This window comes from Mariniflexile sp. TRM1-10, assembly GCF_003425985.1.
Lineage (GTDB): Bacteria > Bacteroidota > Bacteroidia > Flavobacteriales > Flavobacteriaceae > Mariniflexile.
In genome coordinates this window covers 3,459,189-3,485,130 of the sequence record NZ_CP022985.1, presented here as the reverse complement: position 1 = coordinate 3,485,130, position 25,942 = coordinate 3,459,189, and the positions used below count along the sequence as shown (strand labels likewise).

Annotated in this window: 14 protein-coding genes and 2 tRNA genes; 6 read left to right on the top strand and 10 right to left on the bottom strand. The window is 33.0% G+C overall.

The genetic code is table 11. The features are described 5' to 3' along the window. Positions 1–51: 51 nt before the first annotated feature. Entirely contained in the window at positions 52–4,257 is a 4,206-nt protein-coding gene (locus tag CJ739_RS14685) for a hybrid sensor histidine kinase/response regulator transcription factor (protein ID WP_117176634.1), read from the bottom strand. A 253-nt stretch (positions 4,258–4,510) separates the two neighbouring features. On the opposite strand from CJ739_RS14685, the gene CJ739_RS14680 reads away from it, so the two are divergent. From CJ739_RS14680 to mobA, 3 genes are all read left to right on the top strand, one after another. Further along, complete coding sequence (locus CJ739_RS14680) at positions 4,511–6,433, top strand: T9SS type A sorting domain-containing protein (RefSeq protein ID WP_117176632.1); 1,923 nt, start codon at positions 4,511–4,513, stop codon at positions 6,431–6,433. Positions 6,434–7,525: 1,092 nt separating this feature from the next. Then, positions 7,526–7,912: a hypothetical protein gene (locus tag CJ739_RS14670; protein ID WP_117176630.1), complete on the top strand. Its 387-nt coding sequence runs from the start codon at positions 7,526–7,528 to the stop codon at positions 7,910–7,912. A gap of 18 nt (positions 7,913–7,930) precedes the next feature. Next, positions 7,931–8,368, top strand: coding sequence for a conjugal transfer protein MobA (gene mobA / locus CJ739_RS14665; protein ID WP_117176628.1), 438 nt, complete (start codon positions 7,931–7,933; stop codon positions 8,366–8,368). Positions 8,369–8,872: 504 nt separating this feature from the next. Here the strand turns inward: mobA and CJ739_RS14660 are convergent. The 6 genes from CJ739_RS14660 to CJ739_RS14635 form a co-directional block, all read right to left on the bottom strand. Next, complete coding sequence (locus CJ739_RS14660) at positions 8,873–9,547, bottom strand: ATP-binding protein (protein ID WP_117176626.1); 675 nt, start codon at positions 9,545–9,547, stop codon at positions 8,873–8,875. 179 nt (positions 9,548–9,726) lie between these two features. Further along, complete coding sequence (locus CJ739_RS14655; RefSeq protein WP_162880224.1) at positions 9,727–10,203, bottom strand: AlbA family DNA-binding domain-containing protein; 477 nt, start codon at positions 10,201–10,203, stop codon at positions 9,727–9,729. A 306-nt stretch (positions 10,204–10,509) separates the two neighbouring features. Beyond that, positions 10,510–11,562 (bottom strand): SIR2 family protein, encoded by a 1,053-nt coding sequence (locus CJ739_RS14650; protein ID WP_117176622.1) that lies wholly within the window; start codon positions 11,560–11,562, stop codon positions 10,510–10,512. 11 nt (positions 11,563–11,573) lie between these two features. Then, positions 11,574–13,484, bottom strand: a complete 1,911-nt coding sequence (locus CJ739_RS14645) for a Piwi domain-containing protein (RefSeq protein WP_117176620.1) — start codon at positions 13,482–13,484, stop codon at positions 11,574–11,576. Between the two features lie 207 nt (positions 13,485–13,691). Further along, the gene (locus CJ739_RS14640; RefSeq protein ID WP_117176618.1) at positions 13,692–18,074 is read right to left on the bottom strand and encodes a PDDEXK-like endonuclease domain-containing protein; all 4,383 of its coding nucleotides are present in this window, start codon (positions 18,072–18,074) and stop codon (positions 13,692–13,694) included. Between the two features lie 925 nt (positions 18,075–18,999). Next, positions 19,000–19,245, bottom strand: coding sequence for a helix-turn-helix domain-containing protein (locus CJ739_RS14635; protein WP_117176616.1), 246 nt, complete (start codon positions 19,243–19,245; stop codon positions 19,000–19,002). A gap of 420 nt (positions 19,246–19,665) precedes the next feature. Between CJ739_RS14635 and CJ739_RS14630 the strand changes: the two genes are divergently transcribed. The 3 genes from CJ739_RS14630 to CJ739_RS14620 all read left to right on the top strand — a co-directional run bounded on the left by CJ739_RS14630 (position 19,666) and on the right by CJ739_RS14620 (position 24,085). Next, positions 19,666–20,451 carry an RNA polymerase sigma factor gene (locus tag CJ739_RS14630; RefSeq protein ID WP_117176614.1) on the top strand — a complete coding sequence of 262 codons (786 nt, stop codon included), beginning with the start codon at positions 19,666–19,668 and terminating at the stop codon, positions 20,449–20,451. A 1-nt stretch (position 20,452) separates the two neighbouring features. Then, positions 20,453–21,550, top strand: coding sequence for a transposase (locus tag CJ739_RS14625; protein WP_117176612.1), 1,098 nt, complete (start codon positions 20,453–20,455; stop codon positions 21,548–21,550). 1,062 nt (positions 21,551–22,612) lie between these two features. Continuing rightward, positions 22,613–24,085 carry a hypothetical protein gene (locus CJ739_RS14620; RefSeq protein ID WP_162880223.1) on the top strand — a complete coding sequence of 491 codons (1,473 nt, stop codon included), beginning with the start codon at positions 22,613–22,615 and terminating at the stop codon, positions 24,083–24,085. A gap of 165 nt (positions 24,086–24,250) precedes the next feature. Here the strand turns inward: CJ739_RS14620 and CJ739_RS14615 are convergent, their stop codons facing one another. The 3 genes from CJ739_RS14615 to CJ739_RS14605 all read right to left on the bottom strand — a co-directional run bounded on the left by CJ739_RS14615 (position 24,251) and on the right by CJ739_RS14605 (position 25,920). Next, a complete protein-coding gene (locus CJ739_RS14615; protein WP_117176608.1) occupies positions 24,251–25,510 on the bottom strand; it encodes a site-specific integrase in 1,260 nt (419 codons plus the stop codon). Between the two features lie 226 nt (positions 25,511–25,736). Then, a tRNA-Pro gene (locus tag CJ739_RS14610) sits at positions 25,737–25,811 on the bottom strand. A gap of 25 nt (positions 25,812–25,836) precedes the next feature. After that, positions 25,837–25,920: transfer RNA gene (locus tag CJ739_RS14605), tRNA-Ser, on the bottom strand. Between the last annotated feature and the right edge of the window lie 22 nt (positions 25,921–25,942).

Sequence of the window (25,942 nt, the reverse complement as noted above, 5' to 3'; positions counted from 1 at the left end):
AGAAATTAAAATTTTACAGAACCATATAACTGTATTTTTACGACCTCTGGATTAGGACTTGTAGGAATTTACAAAATTTGAAGGCGTTACTTGATATTCCTTTTGGAAGCATTTGCTGAAATAACCAGGACTAGAAAATCCAACCTCGTATGCAATCTCTGAAATTGTTAACCGTTGCTCCACCAAAAGTTCGGCAGCCCGTTTTAATCTCATTTTAAGAATGAGTTCAACAGGTTTAAATTCTGTTAAAGACTGAATTTTATTTAAAAGGTGTCTACTACTAATGCCTATTTCCAAACTTAATGCATCCACATTGAAGTTAGGTTCACTCATGTTCGTTTCTATAATAGCAATGACTTTATTCAAAAACTCTGATTCTATGTCATTTTCAATATTATTGCCTGTTCTACTCGAAAGCTTAAATAAATTTTTACTAAACTGTTCTTTTAATGCCTTTCTTATTTCTATTAAATTCAATATTCTTGCCTTAAGCAGGGTGATACTAAAAGGTTTCACCAAATAATCGTCAGCTCCAGACCTATAGCCATCTAGATAATGTTCTTCCGTAGAACGGGACGTTAACAAAACGACAGGTATATGGTTGATTCGTTTGTCATTCTTTATAGCTTTACACATCTCAACACCATTCATTTTTGGCATCATCACATCACTAATTACCAAGTCGGGCAACACTTCCAACACTTTTTCAAGACCTTTTTCTCCATCCGAAGCCAGTGTGATTGTAAAATTCTCGCTTAAAGACTGATAAACAAACTGTCTGAGTTCATCGTTATCATCAATAAACAAAACACTAGGTTTATATTTGCCGTCAGGTTTATAAAAATCATCTCTTCGTTCAATTTTCTCACTAGCTGTATGGACGCCATTATCAAGCTGCAATACAGTTGAATCGCTTAATTGAGACATATGATTGTTTTCAGGATACTGCAAATTAGGCTCTAATGGCAGTATTAACTCGAAACAAGTGTTATATCCTTCACTATTTAAAGGAGTTGTAATAACTTTAATTGAACCTTTATGTAGCTCAACTAAATTTTTGACAAATGATAGCCCAATACCGGTTCCTAAATTTGAAAAAGTTATGCCTGAAGGTGCTTGAAAAAATGGATCAAATATTTTTTCAATTTCTGATGCTTCAATTCCAATACCAGAATCAAGCACCTTAATAACATAATGTGTTTCTTTAAGTGATATTACAAGTTTAACTTTGCCTCCTTCGGGTGTAAACTTAATGGCATTAGAAATAAGGTTTATTAGAATCTTTTCCAATTTGTCTTCATCAAACCAAGCATCAATTTCTTCAATGCCTTTATCAAATATTAAGTCAATGCCATGCTTCTCAGCAAAAACCTTAAAATTAGCATACATTTCCTCTAAGAATAAAACGACATTACCTTTAGTTGCTCTTAAGGGCATTTGCCCTGTTTCAAGTTTTCGAAAATCCATTAGTTGATTTATTAACTTTAAAAGCCTGTTAGAGTTTCTTTCAATAGTATTTAGATCTTCTTTTGTTGAAGCGTTGAATTCTTGATTTGAATGATAAAGAATTTGATTTATATTTCCTGTAATTAATGTTAGCGGGGTTCTGAATTCATGTGAAATATTGGTAAAAAAACGCATTTTAGCATTCATATTTTCCATTTCTCGCATGTTTTGTTCCACTATTTGCTCTTTTTGCATTTCAAGTTTATCCCTCGATGCTGCTAATTTATGGTTCAATCTTGCCAGTTGGTGATTTCGGTTATAAATACGCTTTTGATATATTATAATTATAGAAATAAAAGTTATAATTAGTAAAATAAACCAAGTTTGCTTCCAAATTGGTGGGGTTACTATAAACTTAATTTTTGCAGGAGTTTCATCTATGTTAAAATCTAAATCCCTTGCCCGCACTTCAAATGTATAATGGCCATCTGGTAAGCCGTAATAGGTCAAATATGTTTTCTCTTGAAATGGTGACCACTTTCCATTATTTAATCGATATGAATATGAAAGTCGTTCCGTAGGTGTATTATTAAAATAATCCTTACCTAACCACTCAATTACAAAACTGCTTTTATAAGATCCTGTAACTGGTGTAGTTATTATGGTTGTTTCCGGTAGTTTATTGTCTGGTTTGTAATTATAGGAGATAAAATTCTGAGCTACATCAATGTCTAAAATATTATTGGTTAAAGTTCTTCGTTTCCACTCCCTTAAAGCCTTATTAATCCATAAAGAGTTATCATTGCCTAAAAGAAGTTCTCCTCCTTCCCGTGAAAATGTCATTTGCTCTGGAAAAATATCGTTAGTCCAATTTACCCCGTCAAACCTACAAAAGTCTTTGTCTGTAGCAACCCAAATGTGTTGGTCTTGAATTGGCAAAATACTTATAACGGTATTACTTTGTAAACCATTTTCTAAATTATAATTTTTCCAATTTTTTCCATCAAAACTATAAACGCCATAATAACGTGACCCTATCCACATATTACCATTGGGCAAATTACTAATACATTCTTGGTGTTGGTACTGTTCAACTGGTGTATAATATCGCTCCCATTTTTGTCCGTCAAAAGACGACAAATGGCTTCCTCCCACCCAAATACGACCATCTTTTGATTGACCAATACCATACGCATTATACATTAATGTACTTTGCTCTGCTATATAGTGTATTACTTTATAGCTATCTCCAAAAGGTTGAAAGCGTAAAACACCTGCCTTTTCTCCTTTTTCAGCACGAACATCGACAGCTGTTCCAAACCAAATATTTCCCGAAACATCCTCAAAAACAGAACGATAATCTATCCCCCATGATAATTCTGGGTAGGTATTCCTAAACCATTTTTTTCCATTGTAATAGGAAATAGCAGCTACGTGGTTATGACTTCCTACTACCCATATTTGTTCTTTACTAGACAAGAAAATTTTCACTGGTTGAGAAGGAATACCATTTTCTACTCCTAGTGAATACCAGCTATCTTTATTATTTACAACAACTTTTCCATCTAAAGAAAGAAAATATCTTGAGCCATCTTTAGTCTCACACTGATAGTTAAGTTTTTTGTAGGTTTTCCATACCTTGGATGAGTAATCTATCCTAAACACACCTTTCTGTTTTGCCAGCACCCACAAATAACCTTCATAATCTTCATAAATGTCTATCCTTGCATTAGGAAGTGAAAAATTGGGGTTTTTATAACTGCTCCACTTACCATTTTTAATTGAGTAAATAACACCTAAACTTCCAATCCAAATAGTCCCGTCGCTCGATCTCATTATTGATGTATGCAAAAAATCATCACAAACACGCTTATCTGGTTCGATATACTTCCAGTTTTCGCCATCAAAAATATTAATCCCCACATCATGAACTCCATTAACCACCCATATTTCATTTCCTATTTTAGCAATTTTATTTCGGTAGGCATTTCTTATACCGTTATCTTGATTATAAATAGCTTTTGTTTTGAATTCACCAGATTTAGGATGATACTCAAATTTAAAAACCTTTATATGCTCTTTCTCTGGAGCTGCCACTCCCCAGATTATGTTATCACTATCAACAAAAAAATCTTCAACATAGAAACCTTTGTCATTGATCAACTCCTCAGATACTGTTTTAAGTTCCCAGTCAATATTTTGCTTTTTAAGCGACTTAATGGTACTTTCTGAGCTATAAAAAGTATACTTCTTGTTCTTTATATGTAATAATCCACTATAAAAAGTTTGACCAATACTAATTAAAAGACTGCCATCGCTCATTTCGCGAATGACACCCGTTTTATATAGTTTAGATATTTTTGGAATATTTATTTTTGGAAATACTACACCCCAACTATTTTTAGAGTATGAGAATAATCCACTATCGGTAGCTGCGTATATTTTTTGTCTAGAATCAACAAATATATTATTTACAGGTTTATCCTTAAAAGTTGAATCTTTACCTATAAACTTCCAATCGACACCATCATAAGACAGTACACCTTTGTTGGATCCAAATAAAAATTCATTCTTTTTTGTCTGGGTTACACATCTTATGCCTTCACCTTCTACCTCTGGAAAATTATTCCAGCGCCAAGACTCATTAAAGTGATTCTTGATTTCTGGATGATAGACGGTTTGAGAAAAAAGAAAAGATGTAAAACAAAGGTAAACACTAATAAGTTTAGCTATACAAGATGTAATTTGTTTATATTTATAATACGTTAAAATCAAATCTAAGGCTAAAGTTAAGATTAGAGGAGTAATCAAATATAACAATAAAAAATTTCAACTTAGTGGAAAAGGGCTCATTAACCCATATATTTTTATTTTGCCTTACTTTAAATACATTAAATTTATTTCTTTTTAACTTCTCTTGAAAATCCTTACGGTATTTATATTAAGTAAAATATTTAATGGTACCACGAGTTCCGATTTGTATCAGTCAATTTCCGAAATATTAATACGTTCATATTTTTTTATTAAGAAGTTTGTCTCTATCAACAAACTAAATAAAACCAAAATGATTAAAAACAAACTAATTGTAATAGTATTACTTTTATTATCAATGTCTGCCCTATCCCAATCTATAATTATATATGAATCTGCGGGTTGGTTTGAATCTGCATTTGTAGAATGGCAACCTATAGAAAATGCTGAAAGTTATAATGTTTATTACACTGGAGAAAATCTTATAGATGTAAAAATTGACAACCAGCTCATCCGCGATTATGGAGGTTATTATCGTGCCGATGTTTTAGGACTAAAAGAAGGAAGTTATATACTTAAGGTTGTTCCAATAATTAATGGCATTGAAAGTATTGTGAATATAGGAACAACTCCAGTCCTGAATGTTAAAGCCCATGTTAGAGAAGGCTTTGCTTTTAACAATGGTAGTATCCCTGGTGCTTATAAAATGGATGGAACACTAAAAGACGGTGCCCAAATCCTGTATATTGATAACTCTTCTGCTAAAACAGTTACATTAGATATTGTCATTGACAAAAACGGGAATAAATTAACCACAACAGGCATTAGCAAAATACTGGAAGTTAAAGGAATAGGCTATGACAGAACTCCTTTAAGTGTCCGTTTTATTGGAAAAGTTCTAAAAGAAAATATCGATATAATCAAAGACAATAAATATCTAAACTTACAAGGTAGCAAAAGCCTTATTGATGCTCAGGAAAATGATAAAGGTCCATTATTCAATACGACTATTGAAGGCGTAGGAGAAGATGCTACTTTTTATGGTCATGGACTAAATTTAAAAAGAACAGCTTATATTGAGATACGAAATCTAGGATTTATGCTTTGGGGAGGAGGCGGTGATGGAGACGCTATCTCCATGGATACTGATAACCTATTCATTTGGATTCATAATAACGACATATTTTATGGTGAACCAGGAGGTGATGCCGACCAAGTAAAAGGTGATGGGTCTATTGATATGAAATACAATTATTCAAACATTACAATTTCATTCAATCATTTCTGGGACTCAGGCAAAGTATTGGCTAGTGGTGGAGCTACAGGAGAAACCAACCAATTATTAATAACTTTTCACCACAACTGGTTTGACCATTCTGATTCTAGAATGCCACGTTTAACCTATACCAATGCCCACGTTTACAACAATTATTATGATGGTGTCGGAACATATGGAGTTGGAACTTCCCGATTTTCTTCAGCATTTGTAGAAAATAATTATTTTAGAGGAACTTACAGACCCGTGTTGATTCCTGGACAAGGAACAGATGTTTGGGAAGGGGGAACTAATTTTAGTGGAAGTGCTTTTACTAGTCAAGATGGAGGGATGACCAAAGCGTACAATAATGCAATGAATGGTGGAACGTCTCAAAATAATTTATCATACTTCAACCAAGATACAACACCTGTACAAGGACAAATTGATGCTTACGAAGTAACCGGTCCTTTAGAAACCATACCGTTTACAGTAGCTGCCCTAAGAGGTGGGTATGTTTACAATAATTTTGATACTGATGCTAACATGTACATGTATGAAGCCCAACAACCTTTTGATGCCATGAATACAGTAATTAATTTTTCAGGAAGAATGAATGGAGGAGACTTCTCCTTTTCATTTAATAATGATATAGAAGACGATAATAAAGCGGTGATTCCTGCTTTAAAACAAGCCTTAGAAACTTACGAGCCCTATTTTGGAGAATACCTTAACACCGAAAAATCGATTGCTAAAAATGCTTTTATAAAGTTGTACCCTAACCCCGTAAAAGATGTGTTAAGTATTGTAACCAACACACCTATACAAAGTATAAGTGTGTATTCCATTCATGGGCAATTTATATTGAAACAATCTATTGATTTTTCAACCATCAACGTGAATGAGTTGAAGACAGGGGCGTACATAGTTAAAATTAAAAGCATTGAAGGAAACTACTCCCAATTGATAATAAAACATTAATTATCAAGTACTTTAAGAAAACATAAAAGACACAAAGAAATACTATTTTGAACTTGCTATTCATTGTTTATTGCTAGGAGTAATTAAATTCAAACTTTAGTCTAAAACTTTTTTTTGCGTATAATTCTCACTTTCGGTTGGTTATAATTTGCAATTACGGAGGGTTTTCCCAAACAAAAGATAACTTATCATTTAATGGTGAATTATCTTAAGGAACTGGTACGAATCTAAGGGAATAGCAAGTCAATGCGTTATTTAATTTACTTATAACTAACTGAAACAAAATTAGTTAATATGCATTAAGTCATTTTCTTTCTAGGTTTTCAGCAATCCAATCTGTTCATGATAAATGTTATATACTAAAAATGAATAATGATCGATTTTCATTTCAAATCTAATTACACAGCTAATATTATTTACCTGTTTTTATACCCCATTTTTTCATCCCAAAGCACATTTATTTCTCCCACGAAAATCCCACCGCCCATAAAAGAGCTTTGTTGGATGCTCTGGTAAAGCGTATTGAAAAAGTCGCCCATCAACACCCAATAATGCTGTTTTTCAATACCCTTTCAGTGGCTTTCTAAGCCACCATCCTTGCACACCACATAAACACTAGTTGTTTAGAAATTCCGCCTTATATAGGCAAGCTTTACAGTCACATGGGCTATTTACCGAAAGCCATCTTCATTACTTCCCTTTTGTTTTTTATCCAAGAACCAGTATGCTGTTTTGTTCCATTTCAAGAGCAAAGGTATTTACGTGTTCTTAACGCAGGTACAAGGTCAAGCCCTTCGGGTTTGCAAAAAAATCTCCACCTATCCAGGTCGTATTTTTTTGTCAAAACCTTGTACCTGCTCAACACGAACCTTTTTATGCTCCTGAAACGAAACAAAGCATACTCCGGCTCTTTAAACGAATAAAAAAAATATCAGAAATGAAAAATATAAATATTGGAAATAGTAATAGAGTGAAACGAAACGGCACCTCCTCTCATTGCCGAATAAATAAAAATCAAATCTGTTACTACTTGATTTCATACGCCTCCACATCCATAGGCGATTGAGGTTATACATACCTATATATCCACTAATGTACCAACCTACCTACAACTGGTTGCCCGTACAAAGAAATGTAGATATATATGTTCTTATATTTCAAGGTGGTACTCATTGGCGCTTATTGGCACTTTATGGCCCTGTACTACAGTGCAACATTCTAAAAAACAAGGTTTTAATTTGTACAATGGTTTTTATAAACGGGTTTATGCAAAAGCACATGGAATTGTCTGGTAAGAAAGGAAACAGCCCGAAGCTGTTTTTCCCTGCTATATTCAATCCGCCTGAAAGAGCGGATTTTTGTGTTCAACCGAACACGGCAAGTTGTGTTTTGAGCATCTCGAAACGATTTGCGATGCTCAAAACAACTTGCCCTTGCAGGGGGCTGAAAAACACCTTCCAAAGTCAGGGTTTTGTTTAAAGTTAAAAATGGATAGTGATGAATGGGAACAGCAAAAAGCAATTCAAAAAGACTGGCCGTCGTCCTAAACAGGACCCAGCGAAAATTAGGTACACCATTTCCTTTAACGAGGAACAACATGCCCGCTTTCTTGCTCTTTTTGACAAATCGGGTATGCACGTTAAGGCACATTTTATAACGTCCTGTATCTTTGAAAAGACGGTAAAGACCATTCAGATTGACAAGGGAACGGTTGATTTTTATATGCGGCTCACGACATTGTACGGTCAGTTTCGCTCCGTTGGGGTGAACTATAACCAGATTGTAAAGTTGTTGTACGGTAATTTTTCAGAAAAAAAAGCAGCTGCCTATCTCTATAAACTGGAAAAACAAACAACAGAAATGGCAGTATTATGTCAAAAGATAATACAGTTAACAGAAGAATTTGAAGCAAAACATTTGAGAAAGGACGTTTGAAATGGTGGCAAAAATTGGAAGAGGGAGCAATTTATACGGAACTTTGGCATACAATCAGCTCAAAGTGGAATAGGAAAACGGACAGGTTTTGCTGACCAATAAAATTATAGAAGCCACAAATGGTCATTTATTGGATAGGTTCACCGAATTGCACACTAAAGTCAAAAAGACCTATTTAAAAACAAAATTTGTTTGTCTTTTGATTACATAAAAATACAAATTTTATCATTAAATATTGACCATAATTTCACTCTAACAAATTCAAAAATTTAAATTGTTAACTCATCTTTATTACCATTAGTGCTTATATTCCGATTTCGTTTTATTGAATAAGGCTGTATGGGTAAAATGTTCTTCATAGCTTTACCACGTTGGGCTTTGTAAATGCGCTTGCAAATAGAATAGGTTTTCCTTTGTCATTGTCCATTTGTGCATTTTGTGCGCTTTGTACACTTTGTGCAATTTGTGCAATTAATGTGCAATTGATCTATGTCTGCCTTTCTTTCATTTCAAAGTGTAAAATGCTCCTGCTCCCTTTTGTCCGCTTGGTTTTAGCAAGTCTTTTTCAACCAATTCCATTAAATCGTTACTGGCGGTATTTCGAGAACAGTCGTTTAATCTTTGATATTCACTATTTGTAATTTTCCCTTTGTCTTTTGCGTAAAAAACAGCCTTTACTTGTCTGTCGCTTAGGTTAAGCGATTGCAAATATTTTTCATTATAAATATCCATTCTGAACTCTACAGAAATATCGCTTGAATCATAACTGAAGACAGGTTCAGGGATTCCAGCTTGCTTACATTCTCTAATAATTTTTATTGTTCCCCTTCCCCAAGATTCAATATAACCACTACGGAACAAAGCATTTGCAATGTCGGGGTTATATGGTCTTGAAGCATGTTTTTCCAATAGATTTTTAACAGTCCAATTTTCGGGTAATTGACCTTCGTTCCAAATAATAATTTTGTCCTTGTAAACGCTTATTTGAATAGGAACACCACCCGAATAATCTTTATGAGCCAAAGCATTAATTATAGCTTCTTTGATAGCTGTCACGGGAATTTCCCAAAGTTCTTTACGTGGTTGTGAACCTGTACCTTCGATATCATAACGTACATCTAGTTTTGTTTTTAACCAAGTCATCGCTTGAAGGAATTGCTGACATAGTGTACCTGTCATTGTCTTATCATCAACAATATATCTTTTATCAATGCCATCAAAAACAATACAGCATATTACTCTTCTGAATTTTTTGCAAAAAACAAAATAGCTCCATTTTTAATAAAACCATCTTTTGTAATTAGTTTAAGATTATTAAAAACTTGTTCATTTGAAACCGTAGAACCTACCTAACCCTGCTAATTCTCTAAATTGATTAATATTAGCATCAAGAATATTTTGAATAATATCAATTGCTTTACGTGGAGCTTCATCATAATATATATTCTATCTGCTTGTTGCAAGAAATCTCTAATTTCTTCAACAGTTGTTAGCTTTTGAGAATTAGGGTCTTGGCGGACATAAATAGCTCCTGAAAGCACATACGGCTTATTTGCACCTGAAGGGACTTCTATAACTACTATATCCTTTGTATCAATATTTACAGCATAAATCTTACAATGCAATACTGGTGTTATTTCATTGATTGAATTTTGAAGTGCAGAACGTTTTGCATTATTAAAAACGACTCCCTGAATAATATTGTTATCATCAACCCCAATAAGAAGTGTTCCACCTGATGCGTTGGAAAAGGCACAAATTTCTTCAGTAATCTCCTTAACCTTGCTTGGAATACTTTTTTTTAAACTCAACATTATACCCCTCTCCTGAAGCAATAACTGATTTTATTTCGATGACGCTTAACATGAATTAGTTGAATATTACGATTCAAAAAACTATTGAAATTATTTTGTTTTTAGACCTTTGTAGTGCAATTTTATCAGTATGGCAGGCTTAAATTGAAACTGCCTTATCCCCTATTATTACTGCTATTCTGTAATTTTCATTTATTTATGCACACCTAATTGCACACTAAAGCCAATAAAAGAACTTTGGAGATATAATTTGCTCTCTTTTTATATCATAAAGATATGAAAAATATTGAACATTAACTTTTAAAAACGAAAGCAAAGGTGGAAGCTCTATTCAAACGGAACTCCTTCTGGTTCTCCAATATTCTTTTCAAAAAAATCTTTGTTCATCGTATTGGTCATAAACTCTTTGGCTGTACTGTCAATATTAATAAGTTGATTTTCGCTTTTTAGGTTAAGTCTTTGAGCAATAAAGTCTTTTTCAACTTGTTCGTTTTTCCCAAACAACGGAGCGACATTTATTATCCTAAGTTCACTACGAGAATTTAATGCTTGAGATAAAATTACATTTACGTACTCATCTGCATAAGAATATCCAATAACAACAATAATTTTTGCTTCATTAAAACAACAGTTTCTTAAAATTGAAGAATAATAAAAGTAAGGATCAACAGAGGTCATTTTATGTTGAATTCCGAATATCAACTCAGGTTCGGATTCTATTTTTTGGCTTTTGAACAGTTTTTCTTTAGATAAATACCAATCTATTGAACCGTGCAGTTTGTACAGATTATAGTGCTTACCTTCTATATTCTCAAAATTCGATTGGTGCCATTCGTTCGTTTCTTTGGTAAAACCCAATTCTATGGTTTTATCTTTTCCTACAATGTTTTCAAAACACATATCATAATTTAGTGTAAACACATTCATCAGATTTGCAACATCGGTTGAAAGAGAAGAAAAGGATTGATAATAATTTGCATCATCATAATTTCTTAGTCCTACCCATTCATTTAGTTGCTTTCTAATAAGTTTATGAAAATTCCGTATGTTTTCAAAGTTGTTTCCTCCCAAATCAAGCAAGCGAATATTCCACGTACCAATGAATGGATACATAATATTGCTTTCTCTTTTCTCAATCTCTGAAATAACAATAAGCAATCTTTCGACATTAAAAAGCTCGTTAAATTTTCCCAAAATTCCGTCCGAGTAATTAATACTACTTTTCAGATAAAAATACAAGTCTTTATAAGACTTCCAATCATCGTGATTAATTATGAGTTTTTCTATCTCGTTTACCATTTGGTTTGAAATTGGAATGCCTGCATCAACGCTTGCTCCTGCTCCCAATAAAAACAATAAATGTTCGCCTTTTATTTCCATTTTATTACTTTTTATAAAAACCAAGGTTTATCATTCGAAATAGAATTTTCTTCATAACCTTCAATTTTTTCAAATGCTTCCGTATATTTTGCAATGATTTGAGAATAATAGATTGAAATAGGTATAGACTTGGCGTTGAACCCTCTCCAATTTGCTCCTGATAAGTTTAATACATCTTGTAAATATTTTCTTTCGTCAAATCCTTTGGGATTACCCAAATTCAAAAATTGAATATGGACTGGATTTGCAAGCCTTTTGTCAACAACTTCTTTTCCATACAACAACCCTTCAAACCAAACCAAATATTCGTTTCGGGATAATTTAACAAAACTGCTTTCATAAGGCACAAGTGTATTGTGGAAACTATAACCAAAATATTTATTGTCAAGGTTTACTTTAATCGCAACAAAATCAATATTGTTTATTTGTTGTATTGCTTCTGATATAGCCGTAATCTCCTTTTGTTTAATCTTGAACGGAAGATGCAAAACACACGTTTTGTAGTTTTCCATTCTTCCGTCTCTTAGCATTTTTACTAAGTTGTTTTTCAGATTTTCTAAATAGTTCGTTTCAGAAGTTTCATCAGCCAATACTTCAAGTGTTTTGTACAACCCACTTGAATCCAAGCATACGGTATAGGCAAAATATTTTGTGATAGTTCCTGTTTTTTCATCCCTTTTATGAGAACTCCCAACACCAAGAATAAGGCAGTTATTATTGCTTGGCTTCACCACCCAAGGAATACCCCCCATTTTGGCAAACATTGCTAAAGCAACATTTGATGTTGACCATTTTAGAGAATTACGCTCACTTAATTTGCGATAATTTACGACTTGTAAGGCAAGGTTGTTTTTTATAAAGTTATACTTCAAGAAGTAATAGCGGTTTGAAGCTGGCAAATCTTCAATATCAATAGCATAATCTTCAATATAAATACCTATGACTTTTTTGTTTGATTCGGATTGCTGAAGTTCTTTTACCGTATCAACTACTTTTAGTAAATTCTCGTTTGAAAGACCTTCTACTTTAATCTGTTTCACATTATTTGTGTTTAAGACCACTCCAAACATTTGCTCGAATCCTGGAAAAGTTCCTGGGTTAGACTTTCCTGTTAAACTTAAATACAATTCATTGGCAAATGATTTAAAACGGTCTTCAAAAATGAAAGCAAAAATAACTTCTTTCTCAATTTTTTGAAGCGGACCATAATTCCTGATACCTTGAAATTGTGAATTTGCTGTACTTTTATTACTAAAAATATATTCTTTCTTACTTAATTGAAAAACTGGCGTTTCTATGAGATTCCTTTCAATATGAATTTGGTTATTTTCATTTTCACTAAGTGTCTGAATTTCATCATAAACCTTCTCCAAAAAAACATTGATCAATTTGAATTTATCTGAATAGTAATTTTTATTACTACGCCCTTGTTTGTCAAGGCTTAAACTCAAAACTTGCACCTCTTTATTAAAAGGTAAATCTTTATTTTTTGAAAACCTGAAATCAACAATAAACCCAAAACGTTTTTGTTCCTCCAAATAAAATGGTGATAAGGAAATTACTTGTTTCCCTTGTTGAAACTCGTAAAGAGTAAACTCAATTTGTTCTTCGGAAAATCGTCTTTTAACCTCAAATAAAAATGAACATTTATTATTTGTTAGTGAACCAAATAATATCTTCAGCAAAAACCTCTTGGTTAATCCAATTGCATAATTTGAATAGGCTAAATATTCTTCAAAACCATCCTTAGGACTAAAAGAAACCAAATATAAATTTCTCTCTTTAAGGTCAGTTTGTATTGGAAGATGATATTGATATACGTTTTCTTCTTTATCATCATTCTCCTGCTTTAACCTTCTGAATACAATAAATGAAAACTTCGATTCAGAAACAGGCAATATATTTAGTCTGATATTTGCCATTAATTAATTAATTTTTTTATTCCTATTTAATCTCCTTGTCGAAAGCTTCTTCCAAATACTATCCGCCAATTTTATTTCTTTTGATAATTAAATTTATCTTTTAATTCATTCATTAAATAACTTCCTTTTGCTGCTGAACCCACACATGTTTTTTATACTTTTACCTGTGGCTTTTCATTCTGTAAACTTGCTAGCGTTAGCGTTGGCTCAATTCATAATTTCCAATATTCTAACGTACTTATCTAAATCGCCAATTTTAACTGTATCGCCAACAGATTTACCTTTCAATGCTACACCCAAAGGCGTTTTTATATTTATCTTCTGAATTCCATTTGATTTTTCAAGTTTAGATACAGTTTGTTCTACTAAGTGAACTTTCAAATCTTTATCAATATTCAAATATTTTACTAATACCTTGCTATTGATTCCAATAGTTACTTTAAATAACTCGGTTTGAATTTCTTCATTTTTACTTACGGCTTCAATAGTTTCTTTTAAATCTTTTTTAAGGATTGGAGAAACTTTAGAAAGTTCATTTTCGATAATCATAATATTATCTGTAAATGCCAAACCTGTTTTTGATTTATCTTCAAAAATGGAAGGACTACTATTTTCAATGCTTTTTATGAACTCAACTAATTTTTTTGTTTCCTTTTGCGGGTTTCGCCACCAATTTGTACTCCAAATTCTGTGAAATACAAAACCGTGACCTTCAAGAATTTTTTGTCTATGTCTATCGTGTAAATATGCTTCTTGACTTGAATGATAAGCGGCACCATCACATTCTATTGCAATTTTCGGAAGACCAATATGCTTTGTATCATATACCATATCAATCCTAAAACCCGCAAATTGAAGTTGTGGGATAATATTTTTTTCGTCAAAATGTTCCGTTAAAGCCTGATAAACTTCTTCTTCAAATGGTGATTCGAGGTCTTCATTTAAATTGTCAATTGTAGTGCTTTTAGTCGAATTTTCTGCGAGCGTATTTAATACGGAAATTCTTGCCTCATTGTCTTGTTCGCTAACGGCTTTTGAATAAGCTAAATATGCATAAAATGCCCCTCTTCTATTATTTGAACCTTCATTTATTAAATGTTCCTTATAATTTAAAAATACATCTTCAGGAATTGAAGAGCAAACATATACTTTGTATTTTGCTCTTGTAACAATAACATTTAGTAGTTTGTATCCCTTTTGATGATTTATAGAGCCAAAGCGTTGGGCAAATTTTCCGTCTTTATTTATGCCATATGTTGTAGAAAGTATTATTACATCTCTTTCGTCTCCTTGAATATTTTCTAAATTCTTGACAAAAAATCCGTTTTCTTCGAGTTCTACTATTTTGTCATTAAAACTACTGTATTTCTCAAATTTTCTCCTTTCATTAATCTTTCCAAGAATTAGGTTGCGCTGATTTATATTAAAAGTAGCAATGCCAACTGTTGGATATTCTCCGCTAGGAAGCCTTGAAATGTTTTTGTCAATAATTGACAAAATTGTTTCAGCTTCTGCATCATTAGAATTGTCTGAATATGTACCATTTACTGGAACATAATTTATTGGAACGTATTCAAAACCATTTGGAAGTGGTTTTAATCGTTGATTATAAAAAGCGTAATTTGAGTAATCAATGAGATAGGGATGTCTTGAACGATAATGAAAATCTAAATACTTCTTCTCAAAACCTAACTCGGAAGCGAAATCAAGAAGCGATTCACAGTCTGATAGAGAATTACTTATGTCATTTTTAATTTTATCTATTTCATCTTCAAATTCATCTTCATCATCAATTGTCCCATCAAAAATTTTGCTAAAATAATTAGAAGGTGGCATCTGATGTTCGTCTCCTGCAATGATTATTTGTTTTCCTTTTAATAAAGCAGGTAAATTATCTTCTAATTTTAATTGACTTGCTTCATCAAACATCACAATATCAAAATATTTATTTTGTCCTTTAAAAAGATTACTCGCAACATCTGGAGTTGTTAAGATAATTGGAAAAAAAGTAGTGAACAAATCCATATCTAACTTCACGATTTCTCGTAGGGATAATCTTTTATGTCGTTTTCCTGCTCGTTTATTGTATAAATTTTCAACAGATAAATTTGGATGTTTATTATCAAACTCTCTAGTAGCATCTATTTGTTTGGAAAACCAATATTCTTTAATGTACTTTATCTGTTCTCTTTCAAGTTCAGGTAGGGATTTTCCTAATTCAATATGGTCATTATCATTTGTTGGTAAATCTGTATTTGCAGAATTTACAAGCATAGAATTTAGGTAGAAAATCAAAAATGTTTTTCTCCAATTTGATTTTTCCTTTAATTCGTCAATGATTAGTTTATTCTCTCGGGATAATGAATTATAAAATTGATACCACTTAAACTCGATTGAAAAAAGGTCATTTTCATTTGCAAAAAAGCGTTCTTTCGATTCAATTATAGCCTGAATTTTGTTGCTTAATGTGTTATGTGAATCTTCATTCAGTTCGTTGTCAGTCCAATTTTGTTCTTTAATTATAGACTTCAGGTTGTTAAAGTTAGTTTTTATTGTTTGTAGTAGTTCTGTGTCAAAATCTTTTTCAACAGATTTAAGTAAGTTCAGAAATTTGTATTCATTCTCTATTTTAGATTGAAATTCATTTTCGGCTCTCTCAATAATCGACCTGAACTTTTTAAGGATACTTTGATTCTCTTTAATTGAATTAGAGAAAATAACATTTTCAAAATCTTGATTATTTTTGGTTTTGGAAGAATAATTTTCGAAAAGAGAACTTATTTTTTGTTGGTCTGTAAGTATTGTTTTCTTTTCTTTTGAGAACAATGAAATTGTTTTAAATAAAAATCCGTTTGTTTTTTCTTCATTTAAAAAGTCGTTATTTCCTTCGTGTTTTATTAGGATATTTTGAATTGAAGTTTCAATATCAATAATTGAAGTTTTCTGCAAGTTAAATTGCTCATTTCTTATTTTGTAATATTCTGCCTCATAACTTGAAATGTTTTCTAATAAAGTTTTCAACTCTTTTTTGTAGATTGAAAAATCCTCTTCAAGCTTCTGTTCTATAATAAATGGATTGTCTCCAACTAATTTAGCCGAGTTTATAAACGAAAAATTTATATGAGGTTTAAACTCATCATATAGATTTTGACCTTTCCTAATTAATTCAAGTAATTGATTGAGTTCTGATGATTCGTAGCTAAAGGTTTCTTTTGCTAAATCAAGATTGTATTCTTCGGAATTGTCTTTTAGTTCTGATAAGAGTGAGCCGACAATATGAGTCCAATTTTTATTGCCAACTAATTTTTCTCCTAATTTTTTATGACGTTTATTTATTGAATCAATTAAGTTTTTTGATTTTTCAATAATGTTGTCTAAAGTTTCTTTAGAATGAGAGTATCTGTATCTACGATATGAAGAATTATCTACTCTATCTCTTACAGAGTCAACTGCCAATCGTCTATCTTTAACAATATCTTTTAGAAGAACACATTGATAATTAAGCCCTTTCTCATTTAGTGAATTGTAAAGAACTTCTAAAGCGGTTCTCTTTTCACAAACAACAATTGTCTTTTTTTGATTTTCAAGAGCATTTACTAAAATTGCTGTAAGCGATTGACTTTTCCCTGTTCCTGGAGGCCCTTGTATTAAAATGTTTCGAGAAGCTTTTAATGAATGTAAAATTCCCTGTTGTGAAGGGTCAGTTTCAACTGAAGAAATTGGTTGAAACGTATGTTCTTCCATATCTTCAAGGTCAATAGTTGCACCTTTGAGTTCAAGCAAATTACTATAATCGTGAATTATGTTTTGTTTCTGAACTTCAAATATTGAAAAAAGACCTCCAAAATCTATAAATGAATTGTTAGATGTTAATGGTAGGTTTTCGTAATGATTTTTTTCCGGAATAGATTTTATTTCGTTAAGTTTTTTCTCAAATGTTTCTCGTAAATCATTTGGAATTGAACTATTTATGGATTCTATAATATTTACACAAATATCCAATAGTTCACTTTTATCAATTAAACCGTCATCTAATATATCAGTTGAAATTTGATTAATCTCAATTTTGGAATCATTTTGCAAATGATTTATAAGAACTTCATTTATGTAAATTGGGTCATCTTCTGTTCGTATTATTTCCCAAGTATTAAATTCTTTTGTTCTTCTTATTCTTAACGACCAAATTAAAATAGGAGCAACTGTTAATTTATTATCTACTTGGTCTCGTCTTACGAGTATTGGAAAGCCAAAACCAAATGTATTTATTCCTTTTTCTGATTCAATTGCATCTGTTTGATTAATTAAATTTTCAAAAGATTTTGTGATTTTAACTAATTGTGTTTGGTCTTCCTCAAAAAGCGAATTAAGGTCAGGAACATTATCTTTCCAACTAATTTTGAATTTTAGAGGTAATTCCGTCAGTAATGCATTAATGAAATTTTCAGGTAGGTTTTCGTCAATGTGAGATAATCGTGTTAAGTCAAATTTGTATCTTGAACGAGCTGGAATTGCATTCAAATGAACTCCTCTTCTGCTACCAACTTTTAGTCGGTTTTGTAATTCAATCAGTAGCTTTTCGGTTATCTCCATATTTTTTTTGGTCGATTTCAGTCATTTAAAATACGCTCTTTTTTAATTCAATTTTAAGGTTTTCCCCATTTCGTTCGAGCGTTGGCAAAAAAAAAAAAAAAAACAGCTCATTTAGCTCTTTCAGTGTTGGCTTTATGTGTTAGCAAAAAACCAAATGTGCTGCTTGTGCGGTTGGATTTTTAGCTTGCTTACAACTTGTTATATTACTTCTTTATATTACAAATATCCTATATATTTTCCCAATGTCAGTAATTTTTGTTATGTATCGCATATGTTTGCAAATATCCAAAGGGGATTTTATCTTCTTTCAAAATAAATAAAAAAATAAAGAAATCAATTACGGAAAACCTTAAAGGCTAAAAATTCAGATGAATGGTAATTCAAGATGTAGCAAACGTTTTAAAAAGGCGAAGATTTAGGCGATGGGGTTTTCGGCGCAAAGGCAATCTTCGGCTTTTTAAAATGATAGTCCAAGTGGCGATTGAACGTCCCACAAGAGTATTTTTCCGTGATTTTCTCATAAAAAGTTCCCAGAATCTACCAGGGTTGCGACACTTTCTTATAAAAATTCCGTTAAAAACGATTTTCGGGGATTTTCCGTGAAGCCACATATTTAAAGGGATTGGGGCGCAGATGCACCCTACCCTCTTGCTTCTCCCCTTTTTCATCCTTGCCAAAGCGGAACAAAAAATACGGTCTGCTCGGATTTTGTTAACTTTGTCTTCGTTGTTCTTTTCTCTAAGTAACAATGAAAAAAGAGGGAACAAACTAATTGGAAACAGGTTATAGTCCCTCTTTGCTTTCTGTATTTAGCCCTCGTTCCCCAGTAATGACTGGATAAACGAAGTTTTGCTAAATTCAAGAAATTAAAACAGAGAAGAGATTACAAAAAAGCCAAAAAGAAAGAAATAACGGTTAAAAAAAGTTACTTTTCTAATTTTTGCATTGGAAAGTTAAAATCAAATAATTCTTTGGGGTGGATTTCTAAACCTTTGGCTAGTTCAATTATTGTCTGAAATTCCAAACTTTTTTGGCCTTTTTCAATTTTTGAAATAGCACTGAAATCAACATCACATTTTTGTGCTAATTGCCTATAACTTAGTTTTAGTTCACTTCTTCGTTTGAGAACGTTTTCCCCGAATTTTTCAATATAAAGTTGATTTTGGTTCATCTATGAGTCCTTATGGGAAGCAATCTCATAAATTTTAACATAATTAATGTAGGCAATACAAACTACAATTGAATATTTTTTTATATATTAGTCCCATATTAATATATTTGCGAAACTTCTTTAAGTAAAATATTAGAAGCATTCGCTTTGATTCTCAATCTGAAAACTGGTAATTTTTGCAACGAGATGATAAGCAAAGATGCTCACGACCCGGGGCGTGGGCTCTCTTATCGTTGCACGGTATACCAGTACCCCAGATTGATAAGTTGAGTATCCACGCCTTTTTTGTTTAGCAAAACAGCATTCTTCTCAACGTTTCTCAAAGCTATCTTCTCTTTATATTATATAAGAATTCGCTTTACTAAAATCAATTTAATTTTGGCGGTAGGCATCCCTATCCCTATTTGAATACAGTATTTTATGGTACAGCATGATTTCGAACTATTAAAAAAAGGTGATTCCACTGCTTTGGTTCATATCCATGCCAGGTACAGCAGAAGTATCTTTTGGGTGGGCAAGCGCATGATCAATGATGATTTTGTCATAGAATCCTTGGTTCAGGATACTTTTTTAAAATTATGGGAACATAGGGACAGGATAGAAACCCCCAAACATATCTTCTATTTTTTAAGATTTGTAATGAAAAGGGCATGTATTTCATACTATACCAGACCTAAAAACAAGTTCTTTAGGAACGTCAACGCGCTAGAGGATTACGACAACTACCAAGACTATTTGGTGGGGTTTGACCCAATAAAGGATTCTGAAATCCTGGGCAATCAGGAGTCGGAACAAAAAGCCTTCGACCATATCAAAAGCGTATTGCCCCTATTGGATGCGGAAAGAAGACAACTTATAGAACTCTGTTTGAAATATGGCTTTCAATATAAAGCTATTGCCCAAGTGATGGGAACAAGTATTACGGAAACCTATACCGAGGTGAAACAGGCGATTGAAGACATTAAAACGATTGTTAACTTGGGAAGTGGGACTGAAACCCAGCAAAAGACCGCTTTTGACATTGGAGTTAAAAGTATTATGACCAAGAAACAGGCAAAGGTATTAATGCTCCGATGTGAAAAGCATTATTCCTTTACGGCCATTGCCACTGAGCTCAATCTATCCAAAAAGGAAGTACACAAGGAATTTATGGCTGCCTATAGACTCATGCAGCTGAAACTTGAACAGCAACTGGAATCCGCTTGATATGGAAAAACCAACACTTAAACTTACCCGAAAGATCCAGTTAGTGGTCGACCTGCCTACCCAAGAGGAACGAAAGGAAGCCTTGGACAAACTCTACCAGTGGCAGAACCGCTGTTTTAGGGCTGCCAATCTTATCGTTTCCCATCTGTATGTACAGGAAATGATCAGGGAGTTCTTTTATCTGTCTGAGGGGATAAAGGTGAAACTGGCCGATGAAAAAAAAGATAGCGACGGCATCCTGCTACGCTCCCGTATCAATACCACCTATCGTGTGGTTTCGAACCGTTTTAAGGGCGAAATCCCTACCAATATACTGTCCAGTTTGAACAATACCCTGCTTGCTTCCTTTAAGAAGGACAGCCCGAAATACTGGAAAGGGGAACAGGCCCTTAAAAACTTCAGGAGGGACATGGCTTTTCCCTTTAGCTTGGAGGGCATCAGCGGACTGTCCTATAATGCCGAAAAAAGGGCTTTTTGCTTTCGTTTGTTCCAGATTCCCTTTCGGACGTATTTGGGAAAGGACCATACCGACAAAAAAAGACTATTGGAACAGGTGATACATGGAGAGACCAAGCTGTGCACGTCCCACATTAAATTAAGGGACGGCAAGATTTTTTGGCTTCCGATTTTTGAAATCGAGAAAGAAAGGCACATCCTCAGACCCGAAGTGGTTGCGGAGGCTTCATTGTCACTGGAATATCCCATTGTCGTCAAAATTGGCAAGGCCAGGCTTTCCATTGGTACGAAGGAAGAGTTTTTATATAGAAGGCTAGCGATACAGGCTGCCCTTAAAAGGGCACAGATTGGGGCTACCTATTCAAAATCGGGCAAAGGAGCTAAAAGGAAATTAAAGGCAGTGGACAAGCTCCGCAAATCGGAAAGCAGTTATGTATACCACCGTCTCCATGTATACAGCAGGAGGCTGATTGATTTTTGCATCGAACATGGGGCTGGAACGCTCATTCTGTTAAACCAGGAGGACAAAATCGGTATTGCCAAGGAAGAGGCATTCGTATTGAGAAATTGGAGCTATTACGAGCTCATGACCAAAATAAAATACAAGGCCGAGAAAGCGGGCATTGAACTTATTATAGATTGACCGTTTTGGTTACGAGGGTGCTTGTACACCCGTAAGGTGAGGTTTATAATAACACTCACTAAATGTGAACAATATATACAACGCGTGGGCTCTCTTATTTTATTTTTAAGAGCCTCATTAATTTTTTATAAAGTGATAAATTTACAATTCTGTATCCAAACAGGGGTAATACTGAACTACGGGTATATGGTTTTTAATCAAAAAACGGTTATATTATATTTTGTTACGCATTAAAAGCCCCAACATCTATCGAGCTAATACTATGAAGTGTTTTTGGGAAATTTAGAACGTAAAGTTGATTTTTTAGTAAAAAATTCCTTGATTTTACTGGGCTACGAAGCTTATTTAGTAAAAAACAAATTTTTGAATCCTCATAAAAACTTCTAAATCTTCAAAAGAGTTTAAAAGGCAACAAAGTTGATTAAAGGCCTACTTTTTCACGGAAAAACACTTTGATTTTATTGGCTTACGGACGTTTTTCCGTGAAAAATGATTAAAATCCTATTCATTTAAAACCTCTAAACTACTGAAAACTAAGGACGCACAAAAAGTAACATCGCTTTAGCGTGTTACCCTCTTGCTATTCCCAACCTTAGTTCCATTTCACCAATTTTCACAGAGATTTATAGATGGCAGATTTCCTATAAATCTGTAATTTATTTTTGGGAATACTCCTTCTTTTTGTGTAATAATTCTAAATTCACAATTATTTTTATCTTACAAGAGTAATTTCTTACTATATATTTAGTATATTTAACCTCTCCCTATTATTAATTAAGCATTTTATTTCAGAACGCTTACGGTTTTCCGTATTAAATATTTTGTAAAACGATTTACATTTGGTATTTAAATTGTTTTTTTATTCTTATTCGAAATGAAGAAACATGGATAAAAAAAGAGAAAAGCAACCGAAAGTTCCGCATAGCCAGCCAATATGATTGGATAAAAGGATAAAAGTTCTGTATATAAACAAGTTGTCAGTAATTTGAGAAATACCAAGTAATGGCGATTTTATTAATCCAATTTTAGTTTCATATTTGCTAATCACAAACCAATCATATTATGAAAAACACCACATTCATCTTCTGTCTAATGCTCTTTGGATATATTGGAAATAGTCAAAATCCAAACACCATCAAATATGAAAACCAATTAAACACCTCCCTTTCACATTATAACAATAATGCAATACAAGACACCTTAATGAAAGAAAATATTTCTAATGCTTTTAGTTATGTGATTTTCTCTAATTCAGAATTAGCAACCAATGCCTCTGCTTTTAGCTACTCTCAAAATAAAGAAAAAACGACTATTTCTATCAATTCAAATTTCAGGTTGGGAGATACGGAATCACCTTATTATATTAGAGCTGGAGCAAACGCTACTGGCAATAAAAATGTATTCGAATTTTATGACGATGGTTCTTGGAATAACAACGTTGGGATAAATTTAGGTTTTATTCGTCGAATTTGTAGTCCAAGTGTATTTTATACTGGAAAAAAAGAAACAAAAAAACTCATCGATAATAGACGTGAAATTTATGCGAGAGAAATCATTTATAACGAGATAAAGTACAGTAATGACAACTTAAAAAAAATTGGAGAACTTAAAAAAGAAATTAAAAGTGTAAATAGTAGTACAGATTTATTAAAAAATAAAGATTACACCAATCTTTTGGAAATTTTACCTTCTATCAAAAAACTACTCTCTGAAAAAAAATATGAGGAGGCTTTTGTAAGTCTTGATAAGGAAGAGAAAAAAATAAAAAAGTTTTTAACTTCAGTTGACTCTGATGAAAAACTCAAAAAATACATTGAAAATGATTTGTTATATAATTTTGATAAAGAAAATGATATTACATATGGTTATAGTTTGACGTGGTTCGACTTAAATTTAAATTTAAGTAATAGCACTTATAAATTTAATGAGGATAATATAGATGATGGTATAATCCAAGATTTCAACAATATATTTGACTTAACCGATGATATCAATAAATTAAAATCCGTAATATCACTAAGTTTCAATAAAACACATAATGCAAAAAAAACGATTTGGTATTACCAGTTAGGAGTTAATGGCACATTTGGTTCTTTCCTAAATAACTCTTTGATTAATGGAACACCAAATATTTTTCAGAATGAAGATGATGTTTTTGTTATTAGAGACGAGGATAATCAAACTTTTGGTTTTTATGAAAACATTGATAAGACATTAGCAACTGGAGCCTTTAATGCATATGGAGCTATATTTTTTACTAAAAAGAAAAATTTTGGTTTCAATCTTTCCGCTCAACACGAATATCTAATACGAAAACCAAATAATACGTATTATGAAAATAATTTTAGTGTGTTATTTGGACCAATATTTAGAAAAGAAAAAGATGGGGAAACATCACTAACTTTCGGAATTGATATAGGTTGGAAAAATGGTATATATGGAACTGATGTTACAAATGATTTTACAGGTAGAATAAGAGTGGGAATACCATTCAACATCTACACAAAGAAGAGAAAAGAAACAAAATCGAAATAAAAACTGCTGGCAATAACTAGAATAAAGAACTCAAAAGAGCCATTTAAAGCTAATTTTAAATTTAGGCTGTTAGCGTTTTATATAGATAATAAAATTTCCTTTCTATATACTCCCGTTGTCTTATGAGGAGCATATAGAAAGGAAATTCTTTTTTAAGCCTTAAAATTATTTGATTTGATTCAGTACTTGGGATTGTTGCTTCTTCGTTTCAAATCTAACCAGAAGGTTTTGTATATCCTCGCTTATTTTGGTCTCCACTACCCGTGCATAGATTTGGGTCGTTGAAAGTTTGGTGTGTCCCAACAGTTTTGACACCGTTTCAATGGGAACTCCATTGGAAAGCATTACGGTTGTTGCAAAGGTATGTCTAGCAACATGAAAGGTTATGTTCTTGTGAATCCCAATAGCCGTTGCTATCTCCTTTAGGTATTTGTTTGCTTTCTGGTTTGAGCTTAAAGGCAATAGTGGCTTGCCTGTTCTGTTCTCTGAATGTTCTCTATACTTATTGATGATGTCCATAGCCTGCGGCAAGATGGGTACTTTGACCGTTTCATTTGTCTTCTCGCGTTTGGTGAATATCCAATAATTATTATCTATCCCCTTGGTTATTTGATCGTTTGTAAGTTCCTTGACATCAGCATAAGATAAGCCAGTATAGCATGAAAATAGAAAACAGTCCTTTACCCTTTCCAAACGGTCATTTTTGAAATAAGTGCCCTCTATGAGTTGCAGTTCTCTTTCTGAAAGGTATTGTCTATCGTACTTTTCAAACTTTAACTGGAATTGGCTAAATGGGTTCTTTGCCACCCATTCCAGTTTAATGCCAAGGTTTATGATTTTCTTAAAGCGTTCCAAATGTTTCATGACACCATTGTTGCTCAACATCAGTTGCTTATTTGTGTTCTTATAGTTCCTTAGGTACTGTTCAAAATCAATGATAAAGCGATAGTTCAACTGTTTTAAGTAAATATCCTTTGTTTTTTGTTTTTGCATTAGGAATTTGTGGAGGTACCTTTCCGTGGTATAATAGTTTTTCATGGTTCCCTGTTTCAGCACGGTAACCATATTGGTATTATGGTAGTCTATTAACTCATTTAGAGTTTTATGGGTGTCGTCCGCTCCCAAGTATCTTGACTTAATGGCGTTGGCGGTCACTATTTTGGATTCTTCCAAAAGTTGTTTATGGCAATCCAATAACCTGCTGTACTCTTGGTCAAGGTATTTGTTCAAGGTCCGTATGGGATACGAGCTGCCCCGCCCCCTGTTTTTGGAGGCATCCCAATCCCTTTGTTGGACATGGCGCTTTAGACTGATCTCGGAACGCTTGCCATTGACCGTAATACGGGCATAAATGGATAGTTCCTGTGGCTTGCTTCGGGACTTTCTTGTGAAGAAAACCACCGAAAAGGTGTTGCTTGTTTGCATTTTTAAGAAGCTTTCGTTAAACAATTATTTGCAAAAACAAAAGTCAAATCATTCTTAAATGTTCCTTAAAACTACAACAATTCCAGTAAATAAGTGTTCACCGATTTGCACACCTTTTATATGATTTCAATTGGTTTTATTTGATATCAAATAAAATGGATAAAAACAAAAAACACTGATAATCATACAATTAACAGTGTTTTGATACTTCCTATTTCTAGGTTCGTCGGGGTGGCAGGATTCGAACCTGCGACCTCCTGCTCCCAAAGCAGGCGCGATAACCGGGCTACGCTACACCCCGAATTGGTTATCTATTTAATTTTTTGCGGAGAGACGGGGACTCGAACCCCGGCGACAGTTACCCGTCGACAGATTAGCAATCTGCTCCATTACCACTCTGGCACCTCTCCTTAACTTTTATTATGAACTTAT

Bases quoted from the DNA above. Each gene is read 5' to 3' on its own strand.
- CJ739_RS14645 (WP_117176620.1), bottom strand. From the start codon at position 13,484: ATGGCAAATATCAGACTAAATATATTGCCTGTTTCTGAATCGAAGTTT.
- CJ739_RS14615 (WP_117176608.1), bottom strand. From the start codon at position 25,510: ATGCAAACAAGCAACACCTTTTCGGTGGTTTTCTTCACAAGAAAGTCC.
- CJ739_RS14635 (WP_117176616.1), bottom strand. From the start codon at position 19,245: ATGAACCAAAATCAACTTTATATTGAAAAATTCGGGGAAAACGTTCTC.
- CJ739_RS14670 (WP_117176630.1), top strand. From the start codon at position 7,526: ATGTACCAACCTACCTACAACTGGTTGCCCGTACAAAGAAATGTAGAT.
- CJ739_RS14625 (WP_117176612.1), top strand. From the start codon at position 20,453: ATGGAAAAACCAACACTTAAACTTACCCGAAAGATCCAGTTAGTGGTC.
- CJ739_RS14680 (WP_117176632.1), top strand. From the start codon at position 4,511: ATGATTAAAAACAAACTAATTGTAATAGTATTACTTTTATTATCAATG.
- CJ739_RS14620 (WP_162880223.1), top strand. From the start codon at position 22,613: ATGAAAAACACCACATTCATCTTCTGTCTAATGCTCTTTGGATATATT.
- CJ739_RS14660 (WP_117176626.1), bottom strand. From the start codon at position 9,547: ATGACAGGTACACTATGTCAGCAATTCCTTCAAGCGATGACTTGGTTA.
- CJ739_RS14650 (WP_117176622.1), bottom strand. From the start codon at position 11,562: ATGGAAATAAAAGGCGAACATTTATTGTTTTTATTGGGAGCAGGAGCA.
- CJ739_RS14640 (WP_117176618.1), bottom strand. From the start codon at position 18,074: ATGGAGATAACCGAAAAGCTACTGATTGAATTACAAAACCGACTAAAA.
- mobA (WP_117176628.1), top strand. From the start codon at position 7,931: ATGAATGGGAACAGCAAAAAGCAATTCAAAAAGACTGGCCGTCGTCCT.
- CJ739_RS14630 (WP_117176614.1), top strand. From the start codon at position 19,666: ATGGTACAGCATGATTTCGAACTATTAAAAAAAGGTGATTCCACTGCT.